This is a genomic window from Mesorhizobium sp. B4-1-4 (genome assembly GCF_006439395.2).
Classification (GTDB): domain Bacteria; phylum Pseudomonadota; class Alphaproteobacteria; order Rhizobiales; family Rhizobiaceae; genus Mesorhizobium.
In genome coordinates this window covers 2417600-2433630 of the sequence record NZ_CP083950.1, presented here as the reverse complement: position 1 = coordinate 2433630, position 16031 = coordinate 2417600, and the positions used below count along the sequence as shown (strand labels likewise).

Annotated in this window: 17 protein-coding genes, 1 other RNA gene and 1 pseudogene; 6 read left to right on the top strand and 13 right to left on the bottom strand. The window is 61.6% G+C overall.

Going from position 1 to position 16031, the window contains the following annotated elements; translation table 11 throughout:
* Window positions 1-164: 164 nt before the first annotated feature.
* From FJW03_RS11855 to FJW03_RS11840, 4 genes are all read right to left on the bottom strand, one after another.
* The gene (locus FJW03_RS11855; RefSeq protein ID WP_140607952.1) at window positions 165-614 is read right to left on the bottom strand and encodes an ester cyclase; all 450 of its coding nucleotides are present in this window, start codon (window positions 612-614) and stop codon (window positions 165-167) included.
* Window positions 615-637: 23 nt separating this feature from the next.
* Window positions 638-1606: a quinone oxidoreductase family protein gene (locus tag FJW03_RS11850; protein ID WP_140765253.1), complete on the bottom strand. Its 969-nt coding sequence runs from the start codon at window positions 1604-1606 to the stop codon at window positions 638-640.
* Between the two features lie 181 nt (window positions 1607-1787).
* Window positions 1788-2444 (bottom strand): hydrolase, encoded by a 657-nt coding sequence (locus FJW03_RS11845; RefSeq protein ID WP_140765255.1) that lies wholly within the window; start codon window positions 2442-2444, stop codon window positions 1788-1790.
* A 381-nt stretch (window positions 2445-2825) separates the two neighbouring features.
* The gene (locus FJW03_RS11840; protein WP_413466487.1) at window positions 2826-3080 is read right to left on the bottom strand and encodes a LysR family transcriptional regulator; all 255 of its coding nucleotides are present in this window, start codon (window positions 3078-3080) and stop codon (window positions 2826-2828) included.
* A 108-nt stretch (window positions 3081-3188) separates the two neighbouring features.
* Here FJW03_RS11840 and FJW03_RS11835 point away from each other — a divergent pair, with 108 nt between their 5' ends.
* Window positions 3189-3788 carry an NADPH-dependent F420 reductase gene (locus FJW03_RS11835; protein WP_140765257.1) on the top strand — a complete coding sequence of 200 codons (600 nt, stop codon included), beginning with the start codon at window positions 3189-3191 and terminating at the stop codon, window positions 3786-3788.
* Between the two features lie 162 nt (window positions 3789-3950).
* Here the strand turns inward: FJW03_RS11835 and FJW03_RS11830 are convergent, their stop codons facing one another.
* Window positions 3951-4388 (bottom strand): MarR family winged helix-turn-helix transcriptional regulator, encoded by a 438-nt coding sequence (locus tag FJW03_RS11830; protein WP_140607942.1) that lies wholly within the window; start codon window positions 4386-4388, stop codon window positions 3951-3953.
* A 156-nt stretch (window positions 4389-4544) separates the two neighbouring features.
* Between FJW03_RS11830 and FJW03_RS11825 the strand changes: the two genes are divergently transcribed.
* Both FJW03_RS11825 and FJW03_RS11820 read left to right on the top strand, forming a co-directional pair.
* The gene (locus tag FJW03_RS11825; RefSeq protein ID WP_140765259.1) at window positions 4545-6338 is read left to right on the top strand and encodes a chloride channel protein; all 1794 of its coding nucleotides are present in this window, start codon (window positions 4545-4547) and stop codon (window positions 6336-6338) included.
* Window positions 6339-6466: 128 nt separating this feature from the next.
* Window positions 6467-7423 carry a dimethylarginine dimethylaminohydrolase family protein gene (locus FJW03_RS11820; RefSeq protein ID WP_226890634.1) on the top strand — a complete coding sequence of 319 codons (957 nt, stop codon included), beginning with the start codon at window positions 6467-6469 and terminating at the stop codon, window positions 7421-7423.
* Window positions 7424-7462: 39 nt separating this feature from the next.
* On the opposite strand, the gene FJW03_RS11815 is transcribed toward FJW03_RS11820, so the two are convergent.
* The 6 genes from FJW03_RS11815 to FJW03_RS11790 all read right to left on the bottom strand — a co-directional run bounded on the left by FJW03_RS11815 (window position 7463) and on the right by FJW03_RS11790 (window position 12040).
* The gene (locus FJW03_RS11815; protein WP_140765972.1) at window positions 7463-9019 is read right to left on the bottom strand and encodes a phenylacetate--CoA ligase family protein; all 1557 of its coding nucleotides are present in this window, start codon (window positions 9017-9019) and stop codon (window positions 7463-7465) included.
* The gene (locus tag FJW03_RS11810; protein WP_140765973.1) at window positions 9010-10053 is read right to left on the bottom strand and encodes a hypothetical protein; all 1044 of its coding nucleotides are present in this window, start codon (window positions 10051-10053) and stop codon (window positions 9010-9012) included. Before FJW03_RS11810 ends, FJW03_RS11815 begins: the two co-directional genes overlap by 10 nt.
* A gap of 141 nt (window positions 10054-10194) precedes the next feature.
* Window positions 10195-10452 carry a ribbon-helix-helix domain-containing protein gene (locus FJW03_RS11805; protein ID WP_140765974.1) on the bottom strand — a complete coding sequence of 86 codons (258 nt, stop codon included), beginning with the start codon at window positions 10450-10452 and terminating at the stop codon, window positions 10195-10197.
* 10 nt (window positions 10453-10462) lie between these two features.
* Window positions 10463-10657: a DUF4169 family protein gene (locus FJW03_RS11800; protein WP_140607930.1), complete on the bottom strand. Its 195-nt coding sequence runs from the start codon at window positions 10655-10657 to the stop codon at window positions 10463-10465.
* Window positions 10658-10668: 11 nt separating this feature from the next.
* Entirely contained in the window at window positions 10669-11205 is a 537-nt protein-coding gene (locus FJW03_RS11795) for an SspB family protein (protein ID WP_140765975.1), read from the bottom strand.
* Between the two features lie 145 nt (window positions 11206-11350).
* A complete protein-coding gene (locus tag FJW03_RS11790) occupies window positions 11351-12040 on the bottom strand; it encodes a TetR/AcrR family transcriptional regulator (protein WP_140765976.1) in 690 nt (229 codons plus the stop codon).
* A gap of 186 nt (window positions 12041-12226) precedes the next feature.
* Here FJW03_RS11790 and FJW03_RS11785 point away from each other — a divergent pair, with 186 nt between their 5' ends.
* Window positions 12227-13432 (top strand): multidrug effflux MFS transporter, encoded by a 1206-nt coding sequence (locus FJW03_RS11785; RefSeq protein ID WP_140765977.1) that lies wholly within the window; start codon window positions 12227-12229, stop codon window positions 13430-13432.
* Between the two features lie 57 nt (window positions 13433-13489).
* On the opposite strand, the pseudogene FJW03_RS11780 reads toward FJW03_RS11785, so the two are convergent.
* Both FJW03_RS11780 and ssrA read right to left on the bottom strand, forming a co-directional pair.
* A pseudogene (locus FJW03_RS11780) lies at window positions 13490-14040 on the bottom strand (AAA family ATPase).
* A 116-nt stretch (window positions 14041-14156) separates the two neighbouring features.
* Window positions 14157-14517: a transfer-messenger RNA gene (gene ssrA, locus FJW03_RS11775) on the bottom strand.
* 166 nt (window positions 14518-14683) lie between these two features.
* Between ssrA and FJW03_RS11770 the strand changes: the two genes are divergently transcribed.
* A complete protein-coding gene (locus tag FJW03_RS11770) occupies window positions 14684-14995 on the top strand; it encodes a DUF2853 family protein (RefSeq protein ID WP_140607920.1) in 312 nt (103 codons plus the stop codon).
* A gap of 237 nt (window positions 14996-15232) precedes the next feature.
* Complete coding sequence (locus FJW03_RS11765; RefSeq protein WP_140765978.1) at window positions 15233-16027, top strand: thymidylate synthase; 795 nt, start codon at window positions 15233-15235, stop codon at window positions 16025-16027.
* The last annotated feature ends 4 nt before the right edge of the window (window positions 16028-16031 follow it).

The window sequence follows — 16031 nt, the reverse complement described above, 5'->3', positions numbered from 1 at the left end:
CAGTAGGGCAGTAGGGCAGTAGGGCAGTAGGGCAGTAGGGCAGTAGGGCAGTAGGGCAGTAGGGCAGTAGGGCAGTAGGGCTGCCGCCTCCCCCGCTCCCGCCGAAAGATCAGCGCCGCCGACAACCGGATCAACGATGCGACGCGTCTGGGCGACGTTGGAGATCAGTCCTTCAGGGTGTTCTGGAAGGACTTGAAGGCGGTCGCCGCGGGCTTGGCGGTGAGCTGTTCCTGGAACTTGGCGAAGTCAGCGACTTCCCAGTGCTCCGCGAGTTTGCCATCGGCGATCCGGTAGAACTGAAAGGCGGCGAAATCGACGCGGTTCCCGGTCGCCTTGATGTCCCCGAAATCATTCACCTGGGTGCCGCTGACACGGTTCATCACCGCCACCCGATCGCCTTCGCCGATAATCTGCTCAATGGTCCAGGTGAAGTCCGGGAAGCTGGCCTTCAGCCCCTTGAGGTAGCTCCGGACGACTTCAATTCCCGAGGTCTGCCCCTCGAGCTTGTCGCCATAGTCCTCCGAGACAATGTCGGCGAGCTGGCTGAGGTCGCCGGAATTGAACATCTCGAAATAGCGATGCACGATGGCTTTGTTGGCTTCGGAGTCGGACATCAGCGGATCCTTCTTGCAACGGTCTAGGCGTCTTGCGGATGCAGGATATGTTTTGCCGAGGCATCGCCGGCGGCGACTGCCTCATAGGCCTTCACGGCATCATCGAGCGGCCAGGTCTTGAGCGGCGATGGTCGTAACGCGCCGCTCTCGAAACCCGGGCGAAGCGCGTTCATGATCACCGCGATTTCGACGCCTGTGAGCTTGGCGGTATCAACGCCGATCAAACGTTGACGGTTGTGATAGAAATCCATCAGATCGAATTCGACGCGGCGCGAACCGACGCTTGTGATCGCCACCTGGCGGCCGTCCAGACCCATCGACTTCATCGCCGGCTCGAAGACCGGCCCGCCGACAGCGTCCAGCACAAGATTCACGCCTTTGTTCTCGGTCAGCGCCGCCACCATGGTGGGCAGGTCCTTGGTATTCGTGTTGATGAAGACATCCGCTTCGGAATCCTGGCTCATGTTGATGTCGGCGCCGATCACGCGAGCCTTCTTCCAGTGTGCAATCTGGATCGCGGCGCGGCCGACGGCGCCGGACGCGCCGGTGATGAGCACCGTTTCGCCAGCCCGGATATCGCCTGCCACCACAAGCGCGGACCATGCCGTGACAAAGGGGACGCCGACGGTGGCGGCCTGTTCCATCGACAGGTTCGCCGGCATCTCCGAAAGCCAATCTTCCGGTAGGGCAACGAACTGGGCATGGGAGCCGTCGCGGTTGATGCCGAAACCGGCGCCGTTGCCCCATACCGACTTGCCTGCCCAACGGCTCGAAGCTGCGACGACCGTCCCGGCATAGTCGCGGCCAGGCGTGCGTGGCAGCGTCGGATTGAACACGCCGGAGACAAACTTCACGTCGCTGGGATTGATCGCCGAAGCAGCCACTTTCACCAACGCCTCGCCCGCTTGCGCGACGGGCTTTGCGATAGTCTGAACGCCCAGGACCGAGGGCGGACCAAAGGCCGAAAAGCGAACGGCGCGCATCGTCGTCATCGCCAGTCTCCAGGCATGAGAACCTTCACCGGGCTACGCCCCGACGCGGAATTGAAGAGCGCTCGAAAGCCGAACTTTTAACCCGCCGATCTCTACAAACCGGAGGGAGGTCGTGCGGCAGTAACCATGAGGTCCGGAAGGCGAAACCCGCGGCAGCCTGGCAGCGGGCTTCGCCGTGCCGTCAGGCTCCGCCGTGCGAGCCGAGGAGTTGCCATTCCCACGCCAGACTAGTGCCGGTCGCTCCGCCATGGTCCAGGAGCACCTGCGCCAGCGCCGGAACGGTGGATTCCCGCGCCCAATCGCGCTGGAGTTCCGATGCGAACACTATCCAGGTCAGCGGCACGCCGCCGGCCTGGATCATCCGTTGAACGCCGCGATCATGCGCTTCCGTGCTGACCCCGCCGGAAGCGTCGGTCACAAAGTAGACTTCCCAGCCTTCGCCAAGCGCCTGGATGACGGGGAAAGCGAGGCATATTTCGGTCCACAGGCCCGCGATGACGACTTTCTTCCGACCGGTCTTCTTCACCCAGTCGACGCAGGCCTTGTCCTCCCAGGTGTTGATAGTGGTCCGGTCGATCGGAACCTGATCGGGAAACACGTCCTGGATCGCCTTGAGAAGCTCGCCACCGCGATCCTTGATCGCCGTCGTCAGAAGTGTCGGCACATTGAACGCTTTGGCCACCTTTGCGAGAGCAACCGTGTTGTTGATCATGATTTGCGGGTCGATGTTTCGAACACCCGCAACCTGGAAGGCCTGATGATCGATAAGCACAAGGACGCAATTTTCGGGCGTCAACATCGCCTCGAGACCAACCTTGGGGAATACTGCAGCCGCCATGTAATTTCCTTTTGTCGTTTTCGCAGACGGGCCTGCGCCCATCCGCATGGTGGTTCAATCTTCAATTCAAGTGATCGAATAGCTGTTTCGTACGGGATCAGATTTGACCGCAGTTGCATCAGGCGAACAGTCAGATACGGTCGAGCGTGACGTTCGATGCCATCGACAAGCCGTTACGAGGCGTGTGGATCATCGAACCAAATTGACTGTCTTGCAGCGAGGCCGGCGCTACGCGCCGACTGGAGTCAGCGCTCCAAGCGCGTCGTCTCTCAACGGATTCAGGCGACCGGCCTCAGGTCCTTGTCTTAATGCATGTCGTGTTGCCAAACCGAAATCACTTTTGGGTGACATGCATTCGCTCGCTATTCCCGGTTCATCTGCTCAATTCGACGTCTGCTGCTCGGGCGACATTGCGCGCTCCCGAAAGCAGCGCTTTCCCGTCGTCAGTGAGCCGGGCCGGCGGGTGGAATCTCGTTCGAAAGCGTGACGCCAAGCTGTGCTCAGATTGGTGATCGTGTAGCTGATAACCGAAGTGGCTCGGTTGAGCTGGCGCGCCGTGCGCGCGAAACTTCCAACGTCGATCACGGTCAGAAACACTCGCAATTGATCAAACGTTGGCGTGCCGGGATCAGACATGACGATTTCCTCGAATAGAAGACTCGAAATTTTACAAGTTTCGTACCCCAGGTCAGGGGCGCTACCATTCGCGACAGACGACTCCACCGACTTCAGAGGACCTAGCAAATGACCTATGTGATAATCGGATCTGGCGCCATCGGCCATGCCATCGCCACGCAATTCGCGCGCCAAGGCATCGATGTGATGGTGGCCAACAGCCGGGGACCGTCGTCGCTCACCGACATGGCACGCGCACTCGGTCCCAACATCAAGCCTGCCACCACCGGTGACGTGGTCCACGCTGATGTGGTGATCTTGGCGATTCCGTTTGGTGCCATTCAGGCGTTCGCCGGGAGCGCGGGTGCAGATTGGAACAACCGTGTGGTGATCGACGCGAGCAACGCGGTCGATTTTCCAGCGTTCAAGCCCGCCGATCTGGGCGGCCGTCTCTCAACCGAAATCGTTGCGGAGGCTTTCCCTGGCGCCCGTGTCGTGAAGGCCTTCAATACGGTCCCGGCGGCAAAACTGGAAGCGCCGCCAGCGCAGGCGGGCGGGCGGCGCGTTGTGGTGTTGTCCGGTGATGACGGCAGCGCGAGGTCCCAGGTTGCCGCTCTCATCGAGCGACTCGGCTATGCGGCGCTTGACCTCGGCACGCTGCGGCAGGCCAGCCATCTGCAGCAGTTTGGCGGCACGCTGGTGGCTCAGGACCTGATCAAGCTGGCCTGATCTTGCCATGCACCGAGACAGCGCCGCTGGCGGCAACGGGGACAGCCGTTGATTTCACGGCATCGGCTGCTTTGGCTGTCCTGCGTCCAAGACGCTGCGGCGAAGCCACAGGATTCGGGCGCCGGGAAATAATCAGTATCGTTCCACCCAAGACCCGAGACGTCACTCGCGGTCCCGATCGAGCAGGCGCCTCAGCACGGGTTCGATGCGCGAGAGCTCGTCGAGATGCGCCGCCGACAGCTCGGCCAGGCAATCGTCGGCGCGCTCCGTCAGCCGCAGCAGCACACGGCGATGGTCGTCCGTGTCCTGATCCCGCACGACCAGTCCCGCCTCGCTAAGGCGGTTGACCAGTTCGACGGCGCTGTGGTGGCGGATGCGCAGGCGCTCCGCCAGATCGCCGACCGTCACCGGTCCGCCGCCGGGATATCCCTTGATCGCCAGCAGCGCCTGATGCTGGCGCGGTGTCAGGCCGGCGTCTTCCGCCTGCAGCTGGCTGAATTCGAGAAAGCGGCGGATCAGATAGCGAAACTCGGACAGCCGCTGGTAGTCGGTCTGTTTGATGGCGGGGCGAGGTTTTGCGGGCTGCGTCATGCCAGACATTTGTTCGTTTTCCGGCGAAAGCTCAAACGGATTTCAGGCGAAACCGGCTTGAATAATTATGTCGTGTTACGATACATAGCCAGCCGACAATCCGGCTGGCCGTTTCGACCGTGCCGCATATCCCAGACACGGCCCGCCGCCAGGAAGCAAACCACGATGAAGACCCATCAACCCAACCCCGGTCATCTCAGGGATTTCACCACCGATGCACGAGTGCTGTTCATCGCGGCAATAGCCGTTGTGGTCGCCACGGCGGGGCTGTTTGCCGGCATCGCGCTGCTGAAGCTGATCCGGCTCGCCACCAATATCGCCTATTTCGGCCAGTTCTCACTCGCCGAGCTGAAGCTGCAGGACACGCCGCTTGGGCTTGCCGCCGTCATCGTCCCGGTCATCGGTGCGCTGATCATCGGCCTGATGGCGCGCTATGGCAGCGAGAAGATCCGAGGCCATGGCATTCCCGAGGCCATCGAGGCGATCCTGCTCGGACGTTCAAAGCTCGATGCCAAGGTGGCGATCTTGAAGCCGCTGTCGTCGGCGATCTCGATTGGCTCCGGCGGGCCGTTCGGCGCCGAGGGGCCGATCATCATGACCGGCGGCGCCATCGGCTCATTGATCGCGCAGATGCTGCCGGTCAGCGACAATGAGCGCAAGACATTGCTGGTGGCGGGGGCGGCGGCGGGCATGACCACCGTGTTCGGCACGCCGATCGCCGCGATCATGCTCGCGGTGGAGCTGCTTCTGTTCGAATGGACGCCGCGCAGCTTCATTCCGGTGGCGGTTGCCGTGATCATCGCCGAGGTCGAGCGCACTCTGCTGCATCTGCCTGGGCCGATTTTCCTGTTCCAGGGCGGCATGGCGGTCTCGTTCCTTGGGCTTGGCGGCTGGGTTCTGGTCGGCATCTGCGCCGGCTTGTTATCGGGGCTTTTGACGCGGTTGGTTTATGCCTGCGAGGACGGCTTCCAGAAGCTGCCCATCCACTGGATGTGGTGGCCGATGCTCGGCGGCTTGGTGGTCGGCATCGGCGGGCTGATCGAACCGCAGGCGCTTGGTGTCGGCTACGACAATATCGCCGACATGCTCGATGGCCGCACGCTCGCCACCGCGGCACTGCTCCTGCTCGTGGTCAAGGCCATCATCTGGTCGGTGGCGCTCGGTTCGGGAACATCCGGAGGCGTGCTCGCGCCGCTTCTGATCATGGGCGGGGCGATGGGAGCGGTACTTGCCGGAATTCTGCCTCCGGCCGATCCGGGTTTCTGGACGCTGCTGGCCATGGCCGCCACGATGGGCGGCACGATGCGCGCGCCGCTGACGGCGACTTTCTTCGCCGTCGAGTTGACCGGCAACACGCATGTGCTGGTGCCGCTGATCACGGCCTGTGCGGCGGCGCACGCCGTGACGGTGCTGCTGATGAAACGTTCGATCCTGACCGAGAAGATCGCCAGAAGAGGACATCATCTGGTTCGTGAATATCGTGTCGATCTCTTCGCGCTGACCAGGGTGCGCGAGGTGATGACCTCGCAGGTCGAGAGCGTGCCGGCGACCATGACGCTGCATGGCGCGGCGGCTTTCCTGATCGCACCGGAAACGCGGCATCCGAGCTTTCCTGTGGTCGACGAGAACAGGCAGGTGCTCGGCCTCATCGATCCGCCGGCAATTTTGCGCTGGCGCCGTGCCGGCAAGCACAGGACGACGACGCTCGGCGACTTGCTCGCCGGAAGCAAGGTGACGCTCGCCTATCCCGACGAATATCTGGAAGGCCTCTCCGACAAGCTGCTGATGGCCAACGTGTCCCATCTGCCGGTGGTCAATCCCGAAAGCCTGCAGCTGGTCGGCTATGTCGGCTGGAAGGATCTGATGCGCGTACGGTCTCGGAAACAGGCCGAAGAACGCGACCGCTCGACCTTGCTCGGCTTCGGCACCCGCCGCGGGAAACAACAAGGCGTTGCTTGACGAAGCCCGATTGCCGATCCGATGCCGGTCGCCAGCAGTCGGCTGCTGACGGCCGCCCATGGCGGTTGGAACGTCTAACGTTTTGTGAGGATATCGGACTTAACATGCGTGCCCGAAGGGGTGCTGCCTTGGATACGACCGGTGACGATTTTTCCGAATATAACGTGCCGCCGCGGCGCATCCTCATGCATCATCCGCGCCACGGCTCGTCGCTGGAGCGTTTGAGCAGGGAACGGCTGGTGGAACTCAATTTCCTTGAGTTGCCGCATACCCCCGAGCTCTACACCGAATACGACGCCTTCGCCGCTTTGCTGGGAACGCATGTCGAAACACTTTATCTCGATGATGTGATTGGCGACCACGAGCCGTTTCATGCCGAGGCGGCAAACAATCCCAATCTCATTTTCATGCGCGACAGTTCGGTGACGTTACCCTGGGCGCCCGACAAATTCATCCCGACCCGCCCGGCCTTGCCAAGCCGCGCCCGCGAAGCGGTCGTGGTCAGCGCCGCGCTGCAAAGACTTGGCATGAGCCCGCTCACGCAGTTCGAGCACGACGAATATCTGGAAGGCGGTGACGTGCTTCCGGTGACCTTCAACGACAAGCGCGTCCTGCTCGTCGGGTTCGGGGTACGCACGACCAAGGCGGCCGCGATAAAACTGGCGCTCGATCTGATCCCGCAGCATGTCGACTATATCATCGGCCTCTCGCACGATCCTGAGCTGCTTCATCTGGATACCGGGTTCACCGTCCTACCTGAAAAGGTGATCCTGGCCGCGGCCGGAATGTTCGGCGCCGGGTTCCTTATCGATGAGGAACGCAGGCTGAGCGCCGTCAATCCGCTGGCCTATGCCGAGGCGTTGGGCTGCTCGATCATTCGCTGCAACAAGGCCGATGCGATCGCCCACGAGCGGTGCAATCTGCTGCCGCTTGGCAACCGTCGCTACCTCGCCTTCGATCTTCCCGGCGAGTTGAAGGCTGTTCTCGAAAAGGCAGCCGGCATCCGCATCGATGTCGTCAAGGGCACCGAGATCGCCAAGGCGACCGGCGGCGTTCACTGCCTTACCCGGCCGCTCTACATCTAGGAATATCCAGAACTTGCCGAGACTGCTTGAACGGGCGCCTCAAAGCTTGTCGTAGGTTATTTTGGAAGCGACATACTCATTCTTGAGCCGCCGCTGGCCACCTTCGAATGGTCCGGTGTTGAAGGCATATATTTTGAGCTCCGGCATGTTTTCAGGGGTCGCCGTGCGTTTCCAGGCATTCAGGAAATCGCCGCTCATTGCTGCCAGTTTGGTGAAGACCGTATCTTGCAGCGTCTCGATGGGATGGGCGAAGACAGCGGCGTCGACGAGCTCGATGGCGACCTCCATGCGCTTGTTGTGCGCTGCGTCCTCATAAGAGATCAGCCGGAAGGTGCTCAGCACCGGTGCCAGAATATCGAGGCTGAACAGGATTTCTCGAAGGCTGTCAGGGGTAACCTTGGCGCCGTAGTATTCGATGGACATGTCCGAGCGGCCATAGATGAACAGCAGCGGCAGGTCGAGATTGCGGTTGCTTGCCCTCAGGATATCCTCGCGGCCAAGTCTTTTGAGAATGCGCCTGAGGTCCCCGAAACGCAGCACATGCCCGCGATCGCGGATGTTGTAACGGATTTTGGGTGAGATGTTGTAGGGCCGCGAAATCGTCGCCACCAATTCGCCCTTGGCGTTTTCCTCCAGATGATAGGCAAGCGGATTGTACTGGAAGATCATCGGTGTGACGCCGTAGCCAACCCGGATAATGGCTTCGCGCAACCGCTCATCCGTCAGAAGCGCGCGCCGCAGATTGATGGTGAGTTCGCTCTCGAGCGCCATGTTGACCTCAAGGTCGGAGGCGCCGTAGCTGCCAACCACGCGCTGGAATTTCTTGAGCAGATAGCCGCGCAGGCTCTCCGACACGCCTTCGCCGCCGAAGGCCGCATCGATGGTAAATTTGGACCAGTCAAGTCGCGGATCGTCGGCGAGCGTCTTGAGGAAAGGCGGATAGCCCATGACCACGTAACGAAAACGAGGGCCGAATTCGTGGATCGTGTTGATGATCTTATCGAGATTGGGACCCGTCGATTTGAGGATCGTGGTGTCGCTGAGCGAAATCGCGACGTTCATCCCGGTTGCCCATGCGCCGAGCGCGAAGGCGTTGAGAATGAAGATGGTCTCGCCCTCGCCGGTGATACGATGGAACGTCATCTGCATCATACGCGTGGTGATCCGTCGCTCGGTCCTGCCGCGAACCCAGCTTGTCGGCGTGCCGCTGCTGCCGGAGGATTCATCGACGGTGACACCCGTAGACGGCAAGATGCCCCCCAGGACCCGCTCTTCCTGGCTGTACTTGCGGACGTAGGATTCCTTGTCCATCTCGGGGATCGACGTGAGGTCGGGCTTGGTGACGTGATCGAGCAGAATCTCAGGCTTGCCGCCGAGAGAATCGATATAGGCGCGGTAGGCCGGCACCCGATCGTAGGCGTGGTAGAAATTGGCCCAGGCGCGCCAGGCGCCCAAACCCCAGCGCACGCGCTCGAAGCCGGGAACGAGCAGGAGCCTGTAGGCGTGGCGCGACGACGCAAAGGCGCCTTCAACCAGATTGACCACTGCAACCAGGAACAGGAAGAACGGCCGTGCCAGATGTTTCATCAACCGCATAGCACGATGTCCTCGAAGGGTAGCCTGTTGCTGATCGGCGGGGCCTCGCTCCTGCCCAGTCGCAGCAGCAACCAGACCATGTCGGTTCCGCCTTTTTCATCGGGCATGCCGAAATAGCGGATCATGTTGAGGCGCGCCTCGTCCGATGTGATCACCGAGCCATAGGGCTGCCAGTAGTAGCCGTGGCGGGCCACAATCAACCACAGACGGATCATAGTGATGCCGGCGCGATACCAGTCGTCGATGCCGACATAGGGACCCCGCAGCCAGCCGATGGTGCCGACGCCCTTCATGCTGCGTGCGTAGAGAAAACTGACCAGGCTGCGTATGCCCGGCATGGTCCAGAACCGCGGCCTGCTGAAGAAGCTGTGCAACAGCGGACCCGAGAAGCCGAGACAGCGTGCCGACAGTCCGTCGCCGGTGATGTCTTCCTCGCGGCCACTGAAGCGGAGCCAGCGCACCAACTCCAGGCGGATCGGGTCGTTCAGCATGTCATGGAACAGGGCCTGACGGTTGAGCTCGATGACCCAGTCGATGGCTTCACGGTCGCTTCGCGATTCGAAACTGTGGCCGGTACGTCGCGCTTCCGTTCGTAGGTCGGCCAGCAATTGCTCGGAGATCGGGTGCCCATCGTAGGGCAATCGTGATGTGTGCCGATCAAGGATCAGCGCAGGATCAAAATCCGCGATGGGCCCGGAAGCTCGCCGAAGGGTCAAGCGGGCGATCGTCTGAGGTGTTTCGGTGTCGTTGTCGGGATACATCGGCGAGAAGTGAGTTTCCCGATCGAGCTCAAATCCCAAGCCGTGCGCCGCGATCGAACAGATTTCGACGAAGATGCCGGCCGTGAGCCAGGTAAAGCGCCCATGTGGATCGGCGACCCAGAGCCCGCGGCGCGGGAGAAAGATGACGTCTGCCTCGCTGTCGCTGCGGATGCGAAGCCGGAATGGCTGGGTGTTGTGGGGGCTTGGGCAACTGACTGCATAGCGGGCGATGTCCAGCCATGCCGCGCCCGTAGGCGCTTTGATCGGTTTCAAGCCTACCCCCAAGTTACCAAGTAAACTCGGGTACCGTAGCGAAGAATTGATACCGAAATGTGAGCGGCGGTGGCTAACAAATCCTATCCGCGATCGGAAAATTTAAGGCGGGCGACATGATTGTGTTGCCACGCCCGGCATTCAAGGCGGCTCCATTGATGTATTTCTTGTTGGCGTGCTGGCTGTGCCGTGCTTCGCCCACGCCAGTACATGGAGCCTGAGCGCCGAGGACAGGTTGGTGTCGCGAGGCCGGGCCTCGTCGACTTCAGCGACAAGCGCGGCGAGTGTCAGCTTTCTCTCCGCGGCAATGGCGACGAGATCGTCATAGAAGGGTTTTTCGAGGGAATAGCTGGTGCGGTGGCCGCGAATGGTCACCGAGCGCTTTTCGACGGCGCTCACGGCCAAAGGCTCATTGTTCGTCCTTGCCGGAGGGGTCGAGGCGATGGCCGGCGACAAATTTCTCGGCCTTGTCGGCAATCAGCCGGTCGCGCTGCCTGTCCGCCTTGGACCGGCCGTGCAGCGCCCGGTTCTGTTCAGCAACGCGCGCCTTGTCGTCCCGCGCCTTCTGCTTGCGAGCCTGGCGGAGATTGACGATGTCGGCCATGGCCCGCGAGACTATTTCTTGCGGAAGGCGTCGAGCGAAACCACTTCGGCACCCTTGGTGCCGGCGTCAGCCGCGGCGGGTTTCTTCTCCGGTTCGGCCGGGGCCTTCTTCTCGGCTTTCGGCTTCTTCTCCGTGACGATGGTCAGCGGTTCGGGGGAAGGTTGGACCGGCTCCTCGTCGGCCTGCGCGTCGGTTTTGACGTCGAATTCCAGCTCGAAATTGACCGAGGGATCGTAGAAGCCGCGCACGGCCGAGAACGGGATCTCGAGCTTCTCCGGCACGTCGGAGAACGACAGGCCGACCTCGAAGCCGGTGTCGGTCACCTTCAGGTCCCAGTACTGGAACTGGATGACGATGGTCATCTGCTCGGGGTAGCGCTCGCGCAGGCGCGACGACACGCGCACGCCAGGCGCGCCAGTCAGGAAGGTGATGAAGAAGTGGTGATTGCCGGGGAGGCCGGTGCGCGCGACTTCGGCCAGGACCTTGCGCATGACGCCGCGCAACGCCTCCTGGGCCAGAATGTCGTAGCGGATGTGGTCGTCGGCCATGTGGTGGTCGGGTTCCGTTGAATCGTCCGTATAGCTGTAATCAAGCTTGAGCGCGGCGTAAACCGCATATAGACCGCAGCCGCGTCGAAGCGAGGACTATTGGCGACGATTTGATCGGCGAAGCCGGCTTCATCAATCGCAAATGTTATGCGCTGGCCAGCGCGCTTTGCTTTTTGACGCTGCTCGGGGAAGGACGCTTGCCGAAAGCACGCAGGAAAGTGCGCACGCCATTGGTCGCCGATTGCACCACCTCGTCCTCGCGCGGCGTGCCGCCGAGCATGAAGGTGGTCTGCAGTTCGGCATTGACCAGGCCGAGGAACTGGCGCGCCGCGACATCGGGGTCCTCGATTGCGAGATAGCCGCCATAAGCGAGGCGGGCGAAGCGGGCGGCGATTGCCGGCCATGTCCTGCCCGGACCCTGTTCGCGCCACTCGGCAAACAATTCGGGATAGCGCTCGCCTTCGGTCTGGATCAGCTTGCGCAGGAATTTTCCGTCGCGGTTGCAGATGCAGTTCTGGTTCAAACGGACGGCAAAGCCGATCAGGTCGGCTTCGAGATCTCCGGGCTGATCGGGGAAGGTGGCAATGGTGGCGAAGATGCCGGCGTTGCAGCGCTCGGTAAGGTCGCGCACCACGGCCATGAAGAGCTTCTCCTTGTCGCCATGGTGATTGTAGACAGTCTGGCGCGACACGCCTGCCTCGGCGGCGATCAGGTCGATATTGGCGCCGGCGAAGCCCTCGCGGCAGAATACGCCGGCCGCAGCTCCAACGATCGACAGCCTCTTGGCCTCGTGGCCGCGTGGCGGGAAAGTGTCAGGAGAAACGCCCAATCTCATCGAAATCTATATAGGAGTGATTGACGATTTGGACAAGCCTGTCTAAATTTGTGGGCATAAGATAAAAGGGATTTCATCCCGAAGCGGATATTTTCGTGCTTGGGGAGTCGGAATCTTACGGGATGGAACGTCCTAGGGTTACGTGCTGCTTCGGCGCGGCAACCAGATTCGAAAGAAGCCGATATCATGAGTCCCAAATTCCTCCGCATCGCGGTCGTGCTCGGCCTGTTGTCCGCCATCGGCCCGTTCGCGATCGACATGTATCTTCCCGCTTTGCCGTCGATCGGCGCGGATCTGCATGCCGGCACCGCCGCCGTGCAGATGAGCCTGCTGATCTTCTTCCTGTCGATGGGGTTTGGCCAGATCGTCGTCGGGCCGATCTCCGACATGGTCGGCCGCAAGCTGCCGCTCTATGGCGGTTTGACGCTGTTCATGGTCGGTGGCATCGGCTCGGCAATGAGCCCGACCATCGAGTGGTTGATCGCCTTCCGCTTCCTGCAAGGGCTTGGCGCCAGTGCCGGCATGGCCGTGCCGCGCGCCATCGTGCGCGATCTGCACACCGGCAACGAGGCCGCCAAGCTGATGTCCTTGCTGATGCTGGTGTTCTCGGTGTCGCCGATCCTGGCGCCGCTGACCGGCAGCCAGATTATCGAGAATTTCGGCTGGCGCGCCGTCTTCTGGACGGTGACCGGCGCGGCGGCCCTTGCCACTATTTTGCTCGCGACCTCGCTCAAGGAGACGCGGCCGGCGGAAGAACGCCTTGGCTCCTCCTTTGGCACCGCCCTTGCTGGCTACCGCTTCCTGATGGGCGACCGCAACTTCCTTGGCCTGGTGGCGATCGCCGGCTTCGGCATTGCGAGCTTCTTCGTCTATCTGTCGAGCTCATCCTTCATCCTGATCGACCACTACGGGCTGTCGCCTTCGGTCTACAGCGTGTTCTTCTCGATCAACGCGGTGGCCTTCATCGGCATGTCGCAGCTGACGGGGCTGCTGGCCGAGCGCTTCGGGCTGCGGCGCGTGGTGCGCGTCGCGGTGACGGGCTATGCGACCACGATGGTGGTGCTGCTGGCGGTGATGGCGACGGGTGTCGACCGGCTCGACGTGATGGCAGCCTTGCTGTTCGTCGGCTACGGCTTCCTCGGCCTGGTCATCCCCACCACTTCGGTGCTGGCCATGGAAGAGCATGGGGAGATCGCCGGCACTGCTTCGGCGCTGATGGGCACGCTGCACTTCGCCATCGGCGCGCTGGCGATGGGCGTTGCCGGCGTGTTCTTCGACGGCACGCCGCTGCCGATGGTCGCCGGCATCACGCTCTGCGCGGTGATTTCGTTCACGCTGGCCAAAGTCACGCTCGGCCGCTCGCGCGAAGCGGTCGAGGCGCCTGCGGAATAAGCAGCCGCAAACGCACGAAAAAGGCCGGGTTCGTCCCGGCCTTTTTCATGTCCGCTTTCATGTCTGGAGCCCCGCCTCTTCAAGGATGAAGCGAACACGCTCGTCGACCGGCACAAGCGGCAGGGGCACCAGTTCGTAGCCGAGTTCGGCGTAGACGCCAGCCACCGAGTCATGGGTGCGTCTGGCCTCGTCCAGCATCTGCTTGCGCTCTTCATCCTGCACGAAGATTTCCGGCCATGGCGGTGCGATGAAGACACGGCGCGCATAACGGAATTTCTCCGCCGCATTGACGAGGTGATCCGGCACCGGCAGGCCGCAAAGCCTGAGGTAGCCGACCGTGTCCGGCACGCCGCGATCGAAGAAAACCGGGCCTCGGAGTGCGCGGCATGCCAGGAACGCAGTTCCCATAACAGCATCAGTTCGGCAAAGAGCGCACGGTCCTGCCAGGGCAGGGCGGGACCGCCGATCGCCATCTGGTCGCGAATGATGCCGCGCCCGGCTTCCGGCGCCGTCGCAAACCCAGCCTGTCTCAGCGCCTCGATCAAAGTGGTCTTGCCGGAGCCCGGGCCGCCGGTCAGCACGAAGAATCGATCGGAATCGTTCTGCATCTCTTTGTCCATTGAGAAGGGTACGCGACGCGGCGGCTTCGCGGCCAGCAGGTCGAGCGAAGTCCGGACAGCAAGAGCCTTGCCGTCGTGCGTGACGTATATTGAAGGAGGGGAGAAGTGGAGGTTTCTGTTGCCAGGTACCTCCGAACCCCGCCTAGAAGTGCGAACCCCTAGGGCTTGATTTGAAGCTATCGCACTGCATTAAGCAGCGAGACGTGCTTCCGCATAGTTGTCGTTGGCAACTATAAGTTTAGCCCGATAACGGTGGTACAATGCCGGGCAAAAGTACGATCTTTACACCTTCGTCGATCCTATTTCGCCCCCAGCAAAAACCGCTCTGTCGTCAACAGCGGCTTTTGGTGGAGGCGCCGGGTACCGCCCCCGGGTCCGAACGGCTTATTTCATCGCCTGTTTATCGCCATAGTCGGTCAAGCCGACAAAACGAATATAGGGGGCGTTTCGCGGAAATGAAAGGCCGCAATGGGGCTTTGTCCCTGTGTCAAATTGCGACGGCAAGGGTTGACTTGGGCACGGTCTCAACCGAAGCTTTGCGGGCGGTGAGGAGTTACCGACCTAGCGCACAAGTTGCGAAGCGCCACAGCCCTCATCGATCGGATCCGTGGCGCCGACGAGGGGAATTTTGATGGCCGACTATCTTGCGGATGTGAAGAAATACGACGCGGGCGCCAGCGCCGACGCCGTCGAAAAGATCGTCAAGCATCTGGGTATTGCGCTGAGGAACCGCGACTCCTCGCTGGTGTCCTGCACGGATCCGAAAGAGCTTGAGCGCGTCAAGGAGAGCTGGGTTGCCAAGAAGCTCGGGGTTAGCGACGGGGCGAAAGCCGACGCCGCGATCGAGAAAACCTGCAAGGCAATGCATGCGGACCACAGCAAGGGCCGGGTGACCTTCTATTATCTGGTGGCCAAGGAACTGGGCAAGCTCGGCTCGCTTTGACTGTCGTGTCGGGTTACGAAGGGTTGGCGTGGCTGACCGATTGCTTCAGCTTTGAATTTGCGGTTCTCCGGACGGTGGCGCTGCCCCTCACCTGCCTGCCGGCATCCCCTCCCCGTATAGAGACGGGGAGAGGGAGGCTGCGATTGCCGTGGTACCAGCAACGCTGACATCGTTTTGAGTGTTCGGCCGCCTGTCTGGCAGCTATAATGCCTGAACTTTCGAATCGAGCCGGAACCGATGCGCCAGTATCTCGACCTCCTGCAGCATGTGCTGGAAAACGGCGCCGATCGCGGCGACCGCACCGGTACCGGCACGCGCTCCGTCTTCGGCTACCAGATGCGGTTCGACCTCTCGCGCGGCTTTCCGGTCACCACCACCAAGAAGCTGCATTTGAAGTCGATCATCCATGAACTCCTGTGGTTCCTGGCCGGCGACACCAACATCAAATACCTGACCGACCACGGCGTTACGATCTGGGACGAATGGGCGGATGAGAATGGCGATCTCGGCCCGGTCTACGGCAAGCAGTGGCGTTCCTGGCCGGATGGCCATGGCGGTTCGATCGACCAGATCGCCAATCTTCTGAAAGAGATACGCCGTAATCCTCAATCGCGGCGGCTGATCGTTTCGGCCTGGAATCCGGCCGAGGTGGAGGCGATGGCGCTGCCACCTTGCCACTGCCTGTTCCAGTTCTATGTGTCCGAAGGCCGGCTTTCCTGCCAGCTTTACCAGCGTTCGGCCGATATCTTCCTCGGCGTGCCGTTCAACATCGCGTCTTACGCGCTGCTGACCATGATGGTGGCGCAGGTGACCGGGCTGAAGCCGGGCGATTTCGTCCACACGCTCGGCGACGCGCATCTCTATTCCAACCATTTCGAACAGGCGCGCGAACAGCTGCGGCGCACGCCGAGGGCGCTGCCGACGATGTGGATCAACCCGGAGGTGAAGGACCTGTTCGCCTTCCGCTTCGAGGATTTCCGGCTGGAAAACTACATCGCCGATGCGTCGATCAAGGCGCCGATCGCGGTGTGAGCCA

Bases quoted from the DNA above. Each gene is read 5' to 3' on its own strand.
- FJW03_RS11855 (WP_140607952.1), bottom strand. From the start codon at position 614: ATGTCCGACTCCGAAGCCAACAAAGCCATCGTGCATCGCTATTTCGAG.
- FJW03_RS11850 (WP_140765253.1), bottom strand. From the start codon at position 1,606: ATGACGACGATGCGCGCCGTTCGCTTTTCGGCCTTTGGTCCGCCCTCG.
- FJW03_RS11845 (WP_140765255.1), bottom strand. From the start codon at position 2,444: ATGGCGGCTGCAGTATTCCCCAAGGTTGGTCTCGAGGCGATGTTGACG.
- FJW03_RS11840 (WP_413466487.1), bottom strand. From the start codon at position 3,080: ATGTCTGATCCCGGCACGCCAACGTTTGATCAATTGCGAGTGTTTCTG.
- FJW03_RS11835 (WP_140765257.1), top strand. From the start codon at position 3,189: ATGACCTATGTGATAATCGGATCTGGCGCCATCGGCCATGCCATCGCC.
- FJW03_RS11830 (WP_140607942.1), bottom strand. From the start codon at position 4,388: ATGTCTGGCATGACGCAGCCCGCAAAACCTCGCCCCGCCATCAAACAG.
- FJW03_RS11825 (WP_140765259.1), top strand. From the start codon at position 4,545: ATGAAGACCCATCAACCCAACCCCGGTCATCTCAGGGATTTCACCACC.
- FJW03_RS11815 (WP_140765972.1), bottom strand. From the start codon at position 9,019: ATGCGGTTGATGAAACATCTGGCACGGCCGTTCTTCCTGTTCCTGGTT.
- FJW03_RS11800 (WP_140607930.1), bottom strand. From the start codon at position 10,657: ATGGCCGACATCGTCAATCTCCGCCAGGCTCGCAAGCAGAAGGCGCGG.
- FJW03_RS11795 (WP_140765975.1), bottom strand. From the start codon at position 11,205: ATGGCCGACGACCACATCCGCTACGACATTCTGGCCCAGGAGGCGTTG.
- FJW03_RS11790 (WP_140765976.1), bottom strand. From the start codon at position 12,040: ATGAGATTGGGCGTTTCTCCTGACACTTTCCCGCCACGCGGCCACGAG.
- FJW03_RS11785 (WP_140765977.1), top strand. From the start codon at position 12,227: ATGAGTCCCAAATTCCTCCGCATCGCGGTCGTGCTCGGCCTGTTGTCC.
- FJW03_RS11770 (WP_140607920.1), top strand. From the start codon at position 14,684: ATGGCCGACTATCTTGCGGATGTGAAGAAATACGACGCGGGCGCCAGC.
- FJW03_RS11765 (WP_140765978.1), top strand. From the start codon at position 15,233: ATGCGCCAGTATCTCGACCTCCTGCAGCATGTGCTGGAAAACGGCGCC.